14 protein-coding genes are annotated in these 14,310 nt (G+C 73.6%); 11 read left to right on the top strand and 3 right to left on the bottom strand.

Annotated features, from left to right (window positions below; all coding sequences use genetic code 11):
* The first annotated feature begins 12 nt into the window (after window positions 1–12).
* From BLT72_RS18025 to BLT72_RS18015, 3 genes are all read left to right on the top strand, one after another.
* A complete protein-coding gene (locus tag BLT72_RS18025; RefSeq protein ID WP_091417796.1) occupies window positions 13–1,572 on the top strand; it encodes an NADH-quinone oxidoreductase subunit M in 1,560 nt (519 codons plus the stop codon).
* Window positions 1,572–3,170, top strand: coding sequence for an NADH-quinone oxidoreductase subunit NuoN (gene nuoN, locus BLT72_RS18020; protein ID WP_091414565.1), 1,599 nt, complete (start codon window positions 1,572–1,574; stop codon window positions 3,168–3,170). Before BLT72_RS18025 ends, nuoN begins: the two co-directional genes overlap by 1 nt.
* A gap of 86 nt (window positions 3,171–3,256) precedes the next feature.
* Window positions 3,257–4,237, top strand: a complete 981-nt coding sequence (locus BLT72_RS18015; protein WP_231930131.1) for a polyprenyl synthetase family protein — start codon at window positions 3,257–3,259, stop codon at window positions 4,235–4,237.
* A 118-nt stretch (window positions 4,238–4,355) separates the two neighbouring features.
* Here BLT72_RS18015 and BLT72_RS18010 read toward each other — a convergent pair whose 3' ends face one another.
* On the bottom strand, window positions 4,356–6,320 hold the full coding sequence (locus tag BLT72_RS18010; RefSeq protein WP_231930130.1) for a M13 family metallopeptidase: 1,965 nt from the start codon (window positions 6,318–6,320) through the stop codon (window positions 4,356–4,358).
* Between the two features lie 118 nt (window positions 6,321–6,438).
* Here BLT72_RS18010 and BLT72_RS18005 point away from each other — a divergent pair, with 118 nt between their 5' ends.
* Genes BLT72_RS18005 through BLT72_RS22340 form a run of 4 tightly spaced genes read left to right on the top strand, consistent with a single transcriptional unit; the run spans window position 6,439 to window position 8,876 of the window.
* A complete protein-coding gene (locus BLT72_RS18005; RefSeq protein ID WP_091414561.1) occupies window positions 6,439–7,668 on the top strand; it encodes an FAD-dependent oxidoreductase in 1,230 nt (409 codons plus the stop codon).
* A gap of 48 nt (window positions 7,669–7,716) precedes the next feature.
* A complete protein-coding gene (locus BLT72_RS18000) occupies window positions 7,717–8,277 on the top strand; it encodes a TetR/AcrR family transcriptional regulator (protein WP_197677082.1) in 561 nt (186 codons plus the stop codon).
* Between the two features lie 27 nt (window positions 8,278–8,304).
* Window positions 8,305–8,706 (top strand): hypothetical protein, encoded by a 402-nt coding sequence (locus BLT72_RS17995; RefSeq protein WP_091414557.1) that lies wholly within the window; start codon window positions 8,305–8,307, stop codon window positions 8,704–8,706.
* Window positions 8,706–8,876, top strand: a complete 171-nt coding sequence (locus tag BLT72_RS22340) for a hypothetical protein (RefSeq protein WP_157720557.1) — start codon at window positions 8,706–8,708, stop codon at window positions 8,874–8,876. The genes BLT72_RS17995 and BLT72_RS22340 overlap by 1 nt, the downstream gene beginning before the upstream one ends.
* A gap of 40 nt (window positions 8,877–8,916) precedes the next feature.
* Here BLT72_RS22340 and rarD read toward each other — a convergent pair whose 3' ends face one another.
* Entirely contained in the window at window positions 8,917–9,831 is a 915-nt protein-coding gene (gene rarD / locus BLT72_RS17990) for an EamA family transporter RarD (protein ID WP_091414555.1), read from the bottom strand.
* An 83-nt stretch (window positions 9,832–9,914) separates the two neighbouring features.
* Between rarD and BLT72_RS17985 the strand changes: the two genes are divergently transcribed.
* The 4 genes from BLT72_RS17985 (at window position 9,915) to BLT72_RS17970 (ending at window position 13,979) form a co-directional block, all read left to right on the top strand.
* Window positions 9,915–11,399 (top strand): purine-cytosine permease family protein, encoded by a 1,485-nt coding sequence (locus BLT72_RS17985; RefSeq protein WP_091414553.1) that lies wholly within the window; start codon window positions 9,915–9,917, stop codon window positions 11,397–11,399.
* Window positions 11,396–11,941, top strand: coding sequence for a cysteine hydrolase family protein (locus BLT72_RS17980; RefSeq protein ID WP_091414551.1), 546 nt, complete (start codon window positions 11,396–11,398; stop codon window positions 11,939–11,941). Before BLT72_RS17985 ends, BLT72_RS17980 begins: the two co-directional genes overlap by 4 nt.
* Entirely contained in the window at window positions 11,938–12,735 is a 798-nt protein-coding gene (locus BLT72_RS17975) for an SDR family NAD(P)-dependent oxidoreductase (protein WP_231930129.1), read from the top strand. The genes BLT72_RS17980 and BLT72_RS17975 overlap by 4 nt, the downstream gene beginning before the upstream one ends.
* Window positions 12,736–12,998: 263 nt before the next feature.
* Complete coding sequence (locus tag BLT72_RS17970) at window positions 12,999–13,979, top strand: Ldh family oxidoreductase (protein WP_091414550.1); 981 nt, start codon at window positions 12,999–13,001, stop codon at window positions 13,977–13,979.
* A gap of 45 nt (window positions 13,980–14,024) precedes the next feature.
* Here the strand turns inward: BLT72_RS17970 and BLT72_RS17965 are convergent, their stop codons facing one another.
* Complete coding sequence (locus BLT72_RS17965) at window positions 14,025–14,303, bottom strand: hypothetical protein (protein WP_091414548.1); 279 nt, start codon at window positions 14,301–14,303, stop codon at window positions 14,025–14,027.
* Between the last annotated feature and the right edge of the window lie 7 nt (window positions 14,304–14,310).

Raw genomic sequence — 14,310 nt, 5'->3', positions numbered from 1 at the left:
GAAGAGATGACCATGAACCTGCCCTGGCTCACGCTCCTCGCCGTCCTGCCCGCCCTCGGCGGGGTGGTGGTGCTGCTGGTCGGCTCCCGCGCCGCCAAGCAGATCGCGCTCGCCGCGTCCCTGCTCACCCTCGTGCTGGCCCTCGTCGTCGCCGCCGGCTACGCACCCGGCGGCGGGATGCAGCTCACCGAGCAGGTGGCCTGGATCAAGCCGCTGGGCGCCTTCTACGCGCTGGGCCTCGACGGCATCGGACTGACGCTGGTGCTGCTGGTGGTCATCGTGACCCCGGTGGTGGTGCTGGCCAGCTGGCGCGACTTCGACGACCCGGTCCGCACGTTCCCGGGCATCGCGGCCCCGCTGGCGCCCAAGTACGACAGCCGGATCTTCTTCGCCCTCGTGCTGGCCGTGGAGAGCTGCGCGCTGTACCTCTTCCTGGCCACGGACGTGTTCCTGTTCTACGTCTTCTTCGAGGTCATCCTCATCCCGATGTACTTCCTGATCGGCGGCTTCGGGCCGACGGCGAAGCGCTCGGCGGCGGCGGCGAAGTTCCTGATCTTCGGCCTGCTCGGCGGCTTCGTGATGCTGGCCTCGGTGATCGGCCTGTACGTGCTGTCCGCCGCCGACGGCTCGCCCAGCTACCTGCTGAGCGACCTGACGCAGCTCGACGTGGGCACCGCCACCGGCCGGTGGCTCTTCCTGGGCTTCATGTTCGCCTTCGCCATCAAGGCCCCGCTGGTCCCGCTGCACACCTGGCTGCCGGACGCCGCCGAGGAGTCCAGCCCGGGCGGCGCGACCATGATGGTCGGCGTCATGGACAAGATCGGCACCTTCGGGATGATCCGCTTCTGCCTGGGCCTGTTCCCCGAGGCCAGCCAGTGGGCGACCCCGGTCGTCCTGGTCCTGGCCACGATCTCGATCCTCTACGGCGCCGTGCTGGCCATCGGCAGCCGCGACCTGATGCGCTTCATCGCCTACACCTCGATCAGCCACTTCGGCTTCATCGTGCTGGGCATCTTCGCGCTCACCACGCAGAGCCTGGCCGGCTCCACCCTGTACATGCTGAACCACGGGCTGTCGACGGCGGCGCTGTTCATCGCGGCCGGCTACCTGGTCCGCCGCGGCGGCTCCCGCGACATCCAGGCCTACGGCGGGGTGCAGAAGGTGGCGCCGGTGCTGGCCGGGCTGATGCTGTTCGCCGGCCTCTCGACCCTGTCGCTGCCGGGGCTCTCCAGCTTCGTCTCGGAGTTCATGGTGCTGGCCGGCACCTTCACCCGCTACCCGGGTGTGGCGATCGTCTGCACGCTCGCGATCGTGCTGGCCGCGCTCTACATCCTGATCATGTACCAGCGCACCATGACCGGGCCGCTGAACCCGCGGCTGCAGACCGAGCCCGTCCGCGACCTGAGCGGCCGCGAGCGGCTGGCCATGGCGCCGCTGGTGCTGCTGATCATCGCGCTCGGGGTCTTCCCGCGGCCGATGCTGGACGCGATCAACCCGGCGGTCGAGGCGACCATGAGCCTCGTCGGCGTGAGTGACCCGCAGCCGCGGGTGAGCGCAGAGGGAGGCCGCTGATGACGACGACCGCCGGGGTGCTGCAGGCCATCCCCGCACCCGACCTCGAGTACGGGCTGCTGATGCCCTTCCTCCTGGTCTTCGCCGGCGCCTGCCTCGGCATCCTCGTCGAGGCCCTGGTGCCCCGCCCGCTGCGCCGCTCGGTCCAGCTCGCGCTGACGGTGCTGACCCTCGGCGCCGCGTTCGCCGTCAACGCGCTGAACTGGGCCGCTGACCGGGTGGCGGTCGCCGCGGTCGGTTCGCTGGCCGTCGACGGGCCCACCGCGTTCATGTGGGCCCTGCTGCTGGTCCTCGGCCTGGTGTCCATCCTCACCTTCGGCGAACGGGCCGTCGGCAGCGCGTTCGCGGCCCAGGCCGCGACGGTGCCCGGCACCGACGCCGAGCGGGAGGCGATCGAGCGACGGGTCGAGCACACCGAGGTGTTCCCGCTGGCCCTGTTCGCGCTGGCCGGGATGATGATGTTCCCCGCCTCCAACGACCTGCTCGCCATGTTCGTCGCGCTCGAGGTGCTGTCCCTCCCGCTGTACCTGCTGTGCGGGCTGGCCCGGCGCCGGCGGCTGCTGTCGCAGGAGGCGGCCCTCAAGTACTTCCTGCTGGGGGCCCTGTCCTCGGCGATCTTCCTCTACGGCGTCGCCCTGCTCTACGGCTACGCCGGCTCCTTCGAGCTGGCGGCGATCGACGCCGCCCTGACCGCCGACACCGGCAGCGTGGGCCTGCTGCTCGCCGGCATGGGACTGCTGGCGATCGGGCTGCTGTTCAAGTTCGGTGCGGTGCCGTTCCACTCCTGGACCCCCGACGTCTACGCGGGCGCACCGACGCCGGTCACCGGCTTCATGGCCGCGTGCACCAAGATCGCCGCCATCGGCGCCCTGCTGCGCGTGTTCTACGTCGGACTCGGCGCCGACCGCTGGGACTGGCAGCCGTTGATGTCCATCGTCGCGGTCGCGACGATGGCCCTCGGGTCGCTCCTGGCCATCACCCAGACCGACGTCAAGCGGATGCTGGCCTACTCCTCGATCGCGCACGCCGGCTTCATCATGACCGCGTTCGTCGGTGCCTCGCAGGCGGCCAACGGTGCCCCGGCCGGCTCGCTGACCAGCGTCTCGTCCATCCTGTTCTACCTCGTGGCCTACGGCGCGGCGACGATCGGCGCCTTCGCCGTCGTCACCATGGTCCGCGACACCAGCGGGGAGGCGACCCTGCTGTCCAGCTGGGCCGGCCTCGGCCGCCGGTCGCCGCTGACGGCCCTCGTCTTCGCCGTCTTCCTGCTGAGCTTCGCCGGCATCCCGCTGACCAGCGGCTTCATCGGCAAGTGGGCGGTCTTCGCCGCCGCCTGGACCGGGGGAGCGCGCTGGCTGGTCGTCGTCGCCGTGGTCATCAGCGTCGTCGCCGCGTTCTTCTACATCCGGGTGATCGTGCTGATGTTCTTCACCGACCCCGAGCCGGAGCGCTCCGACGGGTCCGACGTCGTGGTGGCCCGGCCCCAGGCGGTGACCCTGCTCGCGGTCGGCGTCGCCGTCGTCGCCACGGTCGCCCTGGGCGTGTTCCCGGGCCCGGTCCTGGACCTCGCGCAGCAGGCCGGGGAGTTCATCCGGTGAGTCCAGGGTCACCCCGGTGACGGTCCGGTCCGTTGTCGCGTCCGGATAGGCTGGCCGGGCCAGTGGGGCGCCGCCGAAGGAGCGAAGTGCTAGCAGAGGGAACGCGGGACGACGTCTTCGAGCTGGGCCTGCGCGGCCAGCTGGACGCCATCGAGGCGGCCCTGCTGCAAGCGGCCGAGGCCGACACCCCGATGATCACCGAGGCGGCGCAGCACATCATCGCCGCCGGTGGGAAGCGTTTCCGGCCGCTGCTCGTGGCCCTGACGGCCCAGCTGGGCCCGGCAGCGGTCGACGAGGACGTCGTCAAGGCGGCCGTCGTCGTCGAGCTCACCCACGTCGCCAGCCTGTACCACGACGACGTCATGGACGAGGCCCGGATGCGGCGCGGCTCGGCCAGCGCCAACTCCCGCTGGGGCAACACGGTGGCCATCCTGGTCGGCGACTTCCTGTTCGCCCGCGCCTCCGACCTGGTGTCCGAGCTCGGCTCCGAGTACGTGTCCATCCAGGCCCGGACCTTCGCCCGGCTGGTGCAGGGCCAGATCGCCGAGACCGTCGGCCCGCCGCCGGGCCGCGACCCGCTGGACCACTACCTGCGGGTGCTGGCCGACAAGACCGGCGCGCTGATCGCCACCTCGGCCCTGTTCGGGGCCAAGCTGTCCGGCTGCTCACCGGCCCTGCAGCAGCGGGTGGCGGAGTTCGGCGAGCAGATCGGCCTCGTCTTCCAGCTCAGCGACGACATCATCGACATCACCTCCGACGTCACCGGCAAGACCCCGGGCACGGACCTGCGCGAGGGGATCGCGACGCTGCCGACCCTGCTGGCCCGCCGCTCCACCGACCCGGCCGACGCGCGCCTGCTCGAGCTCCTCGACTCCGACCTCGGCGACGACGCCGCGCTCGGCGAGGCGCTGGCCCTGCTCCGCGTCCACCCGGCCGTCGACCAGGCCCGCGCCGAGGTCGAGCGGCGGGCCGCGGTCGCCCGGGCCCTGCTCGACGACCTGCCGCCCGGGCCCGCCCGGCTCGCGCTGGTCGAGCTCTGCGACTCGGTCGTCAGCCGCGCCGTCTGACTCGTGCCGGTCGAGGACGGTCCGTCGACCGCGACCAGCAGCGGTCGGTCCACGGGAGGCGGGGGCAGCAGCTCGGCGAGGTGGACGACGCCCACCTCGCGCTGCCGCCCCTCGGTGCTCACCAGATCTTCACGCGCTGCTCGGGGGGCATCCACAGGCCGTCCTGCTCGGTGACGCCGAACGCCGTGTGGAAGGCGTCGACGTTCTTCACGATCTGGTTGCAGCGGAACTCGTTCGGCGAGTGCGGGTCGGTGGCCAGCCGCTGCTGCACCGTCTCGGGGCGGGCCTTGGACTGCCAGATGGCGCCCCAGCTGAGGAACAGCCGCTGCTCGGGCGTGTAGTCGTCGACCGGCTCGGCGGCGGAGCCCTCGCTGGCGATCCGGTGGGCCAGGTGGGCGATGCTCAGCCCGCCGAGGTCGCCGATGTTCTCCCCGATGGTCAGCCGGCCGTTGACGTGCTGGCCGGCGCCGCCCTCGGGCGCCAGCGCGTCGTACTGCTCGACGAGCGCCGCGGTCCGGGTCTCGAACGCCTCCCGGTCCTTGGTCGTCCACCAGTCCCGCAGCGCGCCGTCACCGTCGCAGGTCGAGCCCTGGTCGTCGAAGCCGTGGCCGATCTCGTGGCCGATGACCGCACCGATCCCGCCGTAGTTGACGGCGTCGTCGGCCGTCTCGTTGAAGAACGGCGGCTGCAGGATGGCGGCCGGGAAGACGATCTCGTTCTTCAGCGGGTGGTAGTAGGCGTTGACCGTCTGCGGCGTCATCAGCCACTCCTCGCGGTCCATCGGCGCCCCGATCTTGGCGACCGAGCGCTCGACCTCGAAGGCGTTCGCGCGCAGGACGTTCCCCAGCAGGTCGCCGGCCTCGATCTGCAGCGCGGAGTAGTCGCGCCACTTCGTCGGGTACCCGATGTGGGGCCGGAACTTGGCGAGCTTCTCGAGCGCCTCCTGCTTGGTCTCCTCGGTCATCCACTCCAGCTCGGTGATCGAGCGGCGGTAGGCCTCGATGAGGTTGGCGACCAGGGTGTCCATCCGCGCCTTGGCGGTGGGGGAGAAGTGCCGTTCCACGTAGACCTTGCCGACCGCCTCGCCGAGCGCGCCCTCGACGAGGGCGACGCCGCGCTTCCAGCGCTCCTTGATCTGGGGCGTGCCCGAGAGCACGGTGCCGTAGAAGCGGAACCGCTCGTCGACGAAGGCGCTCGACAGGTAGGGCGACAGCGAGGAGATGAGCTTCCAGCGGGCCCAGGCACGCCAGGCGGGCAGCCGCTCGTCGGTGAGCAGGGCGGCGACCCCGGGGAAGAAGGACGGCTGCGCGACGACGAGCTCCTGCGTCGCCGACTCGGGGACGCCCGCACCGTCGAGGAACGCCCGCACGTGCAGCCCGGGCGCGTCGGCCAGGAAGGTCTCGAACGGTGTCAGGTTGTACATCAGCCGCAGGTCGCGGGTCTTGACCTTGTCCCAGTGCACCGCCGCGATGTCGGTCTCCAGCGCCATCACGTCCGCGGCCAGCGCCTCGCTGTCGGCCGTGCCGGCCAGGGCCAGCGAGGCGGCGACGTGCGCCTGGTAGGCGGTCCGGATCTCGGCGTAGGTGTCCGCGCGGTAGTACTCCTCGTCGGGCAGGCCGAGACCGGACTGCTCGACGAACATGACGTAGCGGGTCGGGTCGCCCGGGTCGGACTCGGCCTCCAGGCCGATCAGGCCGGCGACGCCGCGGCGGGCGAACCGGCCGACCAGACGGACGAGCTCCTCGGGCGTGCTCACCGCGTCGACCTCGGCCAGCGGCCCGGTCAGCGGCTCGGCGCCGGCGGCCTCGATCGTCTCGGTGTCCATGAAGCTGGCGAAGAGGTCGGCGATCTTGGCCTCGTCGCTGCCCGGGGCGCCGCCGTCCGAGCTGGTGATGATGTCGCGGACGGCGGCCTCGGCGCGGTCCCGCAGGTCGATGAAGGACCCGATCAGCGGCTTGTCGTCGGGGATCTCGGTGCGGGCGGCCCAGCCGCCGTTGACGTGGCGGAACAGGTCGTCCTGGACGCGGACGGACCGGTCGAAGTCGTCGAACTGGAAGGCAGGGGCAGCAGTGGTCTCGCTCACCCGCCCGAGCCTACGTCGCGTCCGCGTCCGCGGCTCGAGGTGGCCGGACCGCCTCTGGACACGGCGCCCGCCCGGGTGCATGCTGGAATTCACCAAGCGATGAAATCGGGGGTCGACGATGAGGACGAGGTGCGTGGTGGCCGGCGGTGGACCGGCCGGGATGGTGCTGGGCCTGCTGCTGGCGCGGGGCGGCGTCGACGTGGTGGTGCTGGAGAAGCACGCCGACTTCCTCCGGGACTTCCGCGGCGACACCGTGCACGCCTCGACGCTGCGGCTGCTGGACGAGCTGGGGCTGGGGGAGCGGTTCGCCGCGCTGCCGCAGAGCCGGCTGCAGAACTTCGAGCTGCCGCAGCCGGACGGGACCCTGCTCACCCTCGGCGACTTCCGACGGCTCCGGCCGCCGTACGACCACGTCGCCATGGTCCCGCAGTGGGACTTCCTCGACCTGCTGGCCGACGCCGGTCGCCAGGAGCCTCGGTTCACCCTGCTGATGAGCACCGCGGCCACGGACCTGCTGCGCGAGGGCCGCCGGGTGGTCGGGGTGCGGACCCGGACCGCTGACGGCGTCGAGGACGAGGTGCGCGCCGACCTCGTCGTCGCCTGCGACGGCCGTGGCTCCGTGCTCCGCCGGGCGGCCGGGCTCCGGCCGCGCGAGTACCCGGTCCCCTTCGACACCTGGTGGTTCCGGCTGCCCCGGACCGAGGCCGAGCAGCGCGAGCAGGCGTCGCTGGTGCCGACCCTCGTGGGGCGGGAGATCCTGCTGAGCTTCCCCCGCACCGACTACTTCCAGGTCGCCTACTTCAACCGCAAGGGCCTGGACGCCCAGCTGCGGGCCGAGGGCGTGGAGCGGTTCCGGGCGCGCGTGGCCCGGCTGCGGCCCGGGTTCGCCGACCGGCTCGACGCCCTCACCTCCACCGACGACCTGCACCATCTCGACGTCCGGCTGGACCGGCTGCGGCGCTGGCACCGCCCGGGCCTGCTGCTGCTGGGCGACGCCGCGCACGCCATGTCGCCGGCCGGCGGCGTCGGGATCAACCTCGCCGTCCAGGACGCCGTCGCCGCGGCGACGCTGCTGGCGGGACCGCTGCGGGAGCGGCGGCTGCTCGAGTCGCACCTGGCGGCGGTGCAGCGCCGGCGCTGGTGGCCGACGGCGGCGATCCAGCTCGCCCAGCGCGGTCTGCACCGGCTGGTCTTCGAGCCCGCCCTGGCCGGCCGGACGCCGCTGGCGTTCCGGGTGGTCTCGGCGGTCGCCCGACGGGTGCCGGCGGTGACGGTGGTGCCCGCCCGGCTGATCGCCTTCGGTCCCCGGCCCGAGCACGCCCCGGCCTTCGCCCGCCGGGCCGCCTGAGTGCCGCCGGCCGGACGCCGCCCGGGCCCCAGCCGGACCCGGGAGGCGGTGCTGGACGCCGCCCGGGCCGAGTTCGCCGCCCGGGGCTACGACGCCGTGACGCTGCGCCGGGTCGCCGCGAGGGCGGGCGTCGACCCGGCCATGGTCACCCACCACTTCGGGTCGAAGAGCGGCCTCTTCCGGGCGGTCCTCGACGTCCGGCTGGACCCGGCGGCCGAGCTCGCCGCGGTCCTGACCGGGCCGCTGGACACGGTGGCGGAGCGGCTGCTGACCCGGCTGCTGGTGCTCTGGGACTCCCCGGCCGGGGCCGCGACCATCGCCGCCGTCCGGACGGCCCTGCAGGACGAGGACGGCACCGCGCTGCTGCGCGACCTCGCCCTCAGCCAGGTGCTGCGACCGCTGGCCGCGGCGCTGACGGGGCCGGAGGAGGAGCGGCGCTGGCGGGTCGACCTGGTGGCCAGCCAGGTCGTCGGCCTGCTGATGACGCGCTACGTGCTGGGGCTGGAGCCGCTGGCCTCGGCGCGCCACCCGGCCCTCGTGGGCGCCCTCGGCCCGACCCTGCAGCGCTACCTCACCGGCCCGCTGCCCGCCGCTAGCGTGGAGCCATGACGAGCGGACGGGCGGCGGGGCGTCGCGATGCTTGAGTGGGCCACCTTCGGGGCGGCGGCGGTGGCGGCCCTGGGCACCTTCCTCGGCCCGCTCGTCGCCTACCGCAGCGTGACCGGGACGGCCGCCGCCACCCGGCTGCAGTCCGACGTCGACCGCTACATCTCCTTCGCCCTGGAACCCGACGCCGTCACCTGCCGGCTGGGCATCGCCCAGCTGCAGTACCTGCTGAACGCCGGCGACCTGTCGCAGTCGCAGCTGAACGCGGTGTCGGAGGCGATCACCGCGGGCCTGCGCCGGCTGCAGGAGGAGATGGAGGCCGACCCCGACGCCGTCGTCGCCCTCGAGGTCGGGGCGGGCGACCTCGTCCCGGGCGGGCTTGACGGGACGGGCGATACTGGAGGAGCAGACCGAGGAGAAGGAGCACCCTGATGGCCAAGGTCGTGAAGGTGACCAGTGCCGACGTGCAGCGCGCTCGACTGCTCGTGCGCGTCAACGACTCGCTCCAGCGGCCGACGCCCGCCGGGATCCGCAAGATCGCCGAGGCCCAGCCGACGGTGCGGCCGACCGGTGCTCCCGGTCCCGCGCTCGCCCAGCCCTGACCGCCCAGACCTGACCACCGAGCCGGTCCGCCGAGCCCGGTCAGACCGGCTCGGCCACCAGCCGCTCGCGGCGGTTCGCGTTCGCCCGGTGCAGGCCGTGGCCGCTCATCAGCATCAGCGCCAGCCAGACCAGCCCGAAGCCGACCCAGCGTCCCGTCGACATCTGCTCGCCGAAGTAGCTGACGCCCAGCAGGAACTGCAGCGTGGGCGCGAGGTACTGCAGCAGCCCCAGCGTGCTCAACGGCAGCCGCGTCGCCGAGGCGGCGAAGAACAGCAGCGGCACCACCGTGACCACACCGGTGGCGACCAGCAGCAGGCTGTGGCTCCAGCCGAGCGTGATGAACGTGCTGCCCCCGCGGGCCTGCAGGTGGACCAGGTAGCCGAGCGCCACCGGCACCAGCAGGGCCGACTCCACGGTCAGGGTCTCGACCGCACCGCCGTTCACCTGCTTCTTCATCACCCCGTAGGTGGCGAAGCTCGCGGCCAGCACCAGCGAGATCCAGGGCAGCCGGCCGTACTCCACCGTCAGCACGACGACCGCCACCGCGGCCAGCCCGACGCTCACCCACTGCAGCGCGGCCATCCGCTCGCCGAGCACGACGACACCGACGAGGATCGAGAGGATCGGGTTGATGTAGTAGCCCAGCGAGGTCTCGAGCACGTGCCCGTGGTTGACGGCCCAGATGTAGAGGCCCCAGTTGACCGAGACGACGGCGGCCGCCAGCCCCAGCATGAGCAGCGTCCGCCGGTTCGCCAGCCGCCCGAACCAGCCCCGCGGCAGCAGCACCAGCGCCAGCAGACCCGAGATGACCAGGGACCAGACGACCCGGTGCGCCAGCAGCTCCAGCGACCCCGCACGGGCGACGAGCGGCCAGAACAGCGGCACCGCGCCCCAGAGCCCGTAGGCCCCCAGCCCGTAGAGGACGCCTCGACGCTGACGGTCCTGCTCGCTCACCGGTGACCCTCTCCCTCGCGCTGTGGCGGTCGCCCCCGGAAGATTAGCCGAACGAACCACCAACGCCTCTCTAGGATCGAGGCATGACCAGCACCTCCACGGGCACGGGCCCGGGCGGCTCCCACGCCAGCACTCCGACGCCGGGGGTCACCCGCGGCGGCATCGAGGTCAACGGCCTCGACACGATCGACGAGAGCGAGCGGAAGGGCGCCGCCCGCGACCTGTTCTGGCCCTGGTTCGGGGCCAACGTCTCCGTGTTCGGCATCAGCTACGGCGCCTTCCTGCTCGGCTTCGGCGTCTCGTTCGCCCAGGCCACCGTCGTCGCCGTCGTCGGCATCGTCGTCTCGTTCCTGCTCTGCGGCTTCGTGGCCCTGGCGGGCAAGCGCGGCTCCGCGCCCACCATGGTGCTCAGCCGGGCGGCCTTCGGCGTCCGCGGGAACCGGCTGCCGTCGCTGCTCTCCTGGGTGCTGACGGTGGGCTGGGAGACCGTCCTCACCTCGCTCGCGGTGCTGAGCACCGCGACCGTCCTCGACCGGCTGGCTGCGGGCGGCGGCACGGGCACCAAGGTCGTCGCCCTCGTCGTGGTGGCCGCGCTCGTGGTGGCCGCCGGCGTCGCCGGGTTCACCGCGATCATGCGGCTGCAGCGCTGGATCACGATCATCACCGGCGTGCTCACCGTCGCCTACGTGCTGCTGGTGCTCGACGACATCGACCTCGGGGCGGTCGCCGCCCTGCCGTCGGGGTCCGCGGCCGCCGTGGTCGGCGCCCTGGTCTTCATGATGACGGGCTTCGGCCTGGGCTGGGTGAACGCGGCCGCCGACTACTCCCGCTACCTCCCGCGCACCACCTCCGGGACCGGCGTCACGCTCTGGACCACGCTCGGCGGCTCGGTGGCCCCGGTGCTGCTGGTGTTCTTCGGCGTGCTGCTGGCGGGCTCGTCGACCGAGCTCAGCGAGGGCATCGCCGCCGACCCGATCGGCGCCCTCACCACCCTGCTGCCCACCTGGTTCCTCGTCCCGTTCGCCCTCGTCGCGGTGCTCGGCCTGGTCGGCGGCGCGGTGCTGGACATCTACTCCTCCGGCCTGGCCCTGCTGAGCGCCGGGGTCCGCATCCCGCGGCCCGTCGCGGCCGGCGTCGACGGCGTCCTGATGGTCCTGGGCGCGGTCTACGTCGTCTTCTTCAGCGACAGCTTCCTCATCACCTTCCAGGGCTTCCTCATCACGCTCGGTGTCCCCGTCGCGGCCTGGTGCGGGATCATGCTGGCCGACGTCGCGCTCCGCCACCGCGACTACGACGAGCCGGCGCTCTACGACGGCGGGGGCCGCTACGGCGACGTCCGGGTCGTCCCGATCGTGCTCATGGTGGTGGCCACGCTGCTCGGCTGGGGCCTGGTCACCAACACCTACGCCGGCTGGCTCGGCTGGCAGGGCTACCTGCTGGGTCCGATCGGGGGCCGCGAGGGCGGCTGGGCGTTCGCCAACCTGGGCGTCCTGCTGGCGCTGCTGGTCGGCTTCGTCGGGACCCTGCTGCTGACCCGTGGCCAGGTGCGGGCGCAGGAGGCGCGGTGACCCTCGACGACGCCTGGCTCGTGGGGGTGGACCTGCAGCACGTCTTCGGTGACCCGGCCAGCCCCTGGGCGTCGGCCCAGTACCCCCGGGCGGTCGCCGCGACCCAGCGGCTGCTGCCGGCCTTCGCCGGCCGGACCGTGCTGACCCGCTTCGTCGCCCCGGCCGAGCCGCGCGGCGCCTGGGTGCCCTACTACGCCGACTGGCCGTTCGCCCTCGTCCCCGACGACGACCCGCTCTACGCGCTGGCCCCGGAGCTCGCCGACCTCGACGTGCCCGTGGTGAGCGCTCCGACGTTCGGCAAGTGGGGCCCGGCGCTCGCCGCCGCGGTCCACGGCGCCGGCACGCTCGTCCTGACCGGGGTCTCCACCGACTGCTGCGTGCTCTCGACGGCGCTGGCCGCCGCCGACGCCGGGGTGGCCGTCCGGGTGGTGACCGACGGGTGCGCCGGCGCCACCGACGCCGACCACCACCGCGCGCTGGAGACGATGGGCCTCTACGCGCCGCTGATCACCCTGACGACGGTGGCGGAGGTGCTCGGGTGAGCGGGCGCGGCGTGCTGGTCACCGGCTCCTCACGGGGCGTCGGCGCGGCGACCGCGCAGGCGTTCGCCGCCCGCGGCGACCGCGTCGTCGTCCACTACCGGGCGGCGGAGGACCGGGCCCGGGAGCTCCTCGACTCCCTGCCCGGCGAGGGCCACGCGCTGGTCCGCGCCGACCTCGCCGACCCGGCCCAGGTGCAGCGGCTCGCGGCGGAGGCGTTCGACGCCGTCGGGCGGGTGGACGTCCTGGTCAACAACGCAGCGCTGTTCCTCGACCCGGCGGACGGCGGCAGCCGGCGCGGCGACCACCGGATCACCGACGTCGACTACGACGCCTGGGTGCGGGCGTGGCAGGTCACGCTGGCCACCAACCTGCTCGGCGCCGCGAACCTGACCTGGTGCGTCGCCCGGCACATGATCGACGTCGCGCCGGCCGCCGGCGCCCCGCGCGGCCGGATCGTCAACGTCGGCTCCCGGGGCGCCTACCGGGGCGAGCCCGACGTCCCCGCCTACGGCGCCAGCAAGGCCGGCCTGCACGCCTTCGGCCAGTCGATGGCCATCGCCCTGGCGCCGGAGGGCATCGCCGTCGTCAGCCTGGCGCCCGGGTTCATCGCCACCGACATGGCCTCCGGCCTGCTCGACGCGCCCGAGGGCGACGCCATCCGCGCGCAGAGCCCCTTCGGCCGGGTCGCGACGCCGGAGGAGGTCGCCGGCGCCGTGCTGGCGCTCGCCGAGCCCGGAGCCGAGTGGGTGTCCGGCGCCGTCGTCGACTTCAACGGGGCGAGCTACCTGCGCTGAGGGCGCGGACGGCTCACGACGGGACGGCCGAGGACGATGACGGGGCAGCAGTGGGTGGACCGCGAGGGGCGGGCGACGCCTCCTCCGTCGACCGGCACCGGTCGGGGTGACGCGCCTCCCCGCACCCCGAACCCCACCCCAAGGCGCCTGCTGGTCCCCGCGGCGCGGGCAGACGCCGCGGCGACGAGGGAGCGCCGTGGCGTGGCCGAGGCACGCCTGCCAGACTCCTCCGGACCGCCCACCCGACCACCCCGAGGAGCCCCGTGAACATCCCGCCGGAGGCGTTCGTCCGGGTCGAGGCTGCGGCGATGGAGCGCTTCGCCGCCGAGCTCGGGGTGGCGGCGGGCATGCCGGCGCAGCGGGCGACGCTGCTCGCCGAGCTGCTGACCGCGAACGACCTGCGCGGTGTGCTCAGCCACGGGACCCAGCAGCTGGCCACCTACGTCCGGCTGGTCCGGGACGGCTCGCTCAACCCGGCACCGGAGCCGGCCGTCGTCCGCGAGACCGCGAACAGCCTGCTCGTCGACGGCGACGGCGGACTCGGCTACTTCGCCGCCGCGGAGGGCACCCGACGGCTGCTCGACAAGGTCGCCGACAGCGACGTCGCCGTCCTGGTCACCCGGCAGCACGGGCACTTCGGGGCGGCCGGGCTGTACGCCCGCATGACGCTCGGCCACGACGTCCTCTGCTTCGTCACGTCCGGCCACCAGCTCGACCTGCGCCCCGGCGACCCGGTCCACAGCGCCGCCGGCGGCTCGCCGATGGCCTTCACCGCGCCGACGGGCGAGGAGGACCCGCTGGTCCTGGACTTCGGGGCGATGCACGACCTCTACGCCGACTCACCGCACCGGGACGAGATCGCGAGGCTCGCGCCGGGGCTCGTGCACCGGGCGATCGGGCTGGGCGCGGTCTGCCAGGCCTGGGGCGGGCTGCTGGCCGGCGTCCCCCTCGACCCGGTTCGCGCCGAGCGCCGCTGGCCCGGGGCCAACCAGGGGTCGATGGTGGTCCTGCTCAAGATCGCGCTGTTCGCCGAGCCGGAGCACTTCAGGGCCGAGATGGACGCCTACGTCCGCGCCGTGTGGACGCTCCGCCCCGTCACCGCCGGCCAGGGCACCTACCTGCCGGGCGGCATCGAGGCCGAGCGCGAGCGGGCCGCCCGCGCTGCCGGCATCCCGGTCGGGGAGGAGCACCGCGCCCTGCTCGGGGCGGCCGCGGCCGAGCTGGGGGTCGCGGCCCCCTGGTGAGCTGCGGGCCCCGGTGCTGCGGTGAGGCCCGGGCGGACGACCGGCTCAGCGTCCCTGACGTCCCCGGCCGCCCGGCTCCTCGGGGCCGGTGTCGGCCTGCACGGCGTCGTCGAGGTCGGCCTCGCTGATCGTCACGCCGGAGATCGGGTTGCCGTCCGCCGTGCCGTCGAGCACGGGCTCGGGCAGGTCACCGGCCCCGGGGGCCTCGCGGGGCACGGCCCCGCCGTCGCTGGCCCGGGCGACCGGGCTGGCGTGGGAGGCGGAGGCGGCGCGCGACTCCCGGTTGTTGCGGACGTCGACGTCTTCGAGCGGCTCATCAGGCATGCGCCGA

Source organism: Friedmanniella luteola (assembly GCF_900105065.1).
Lineage (GTDB): Bacteria > Actinomycetota > Actinomycetes > Propionibacteriales > Propionibacteriaceae > Microlunatus > Microlunatus luteolus.
This window is presented reverse-complemented; position numbering and strand designations above follow the sequence as displayed.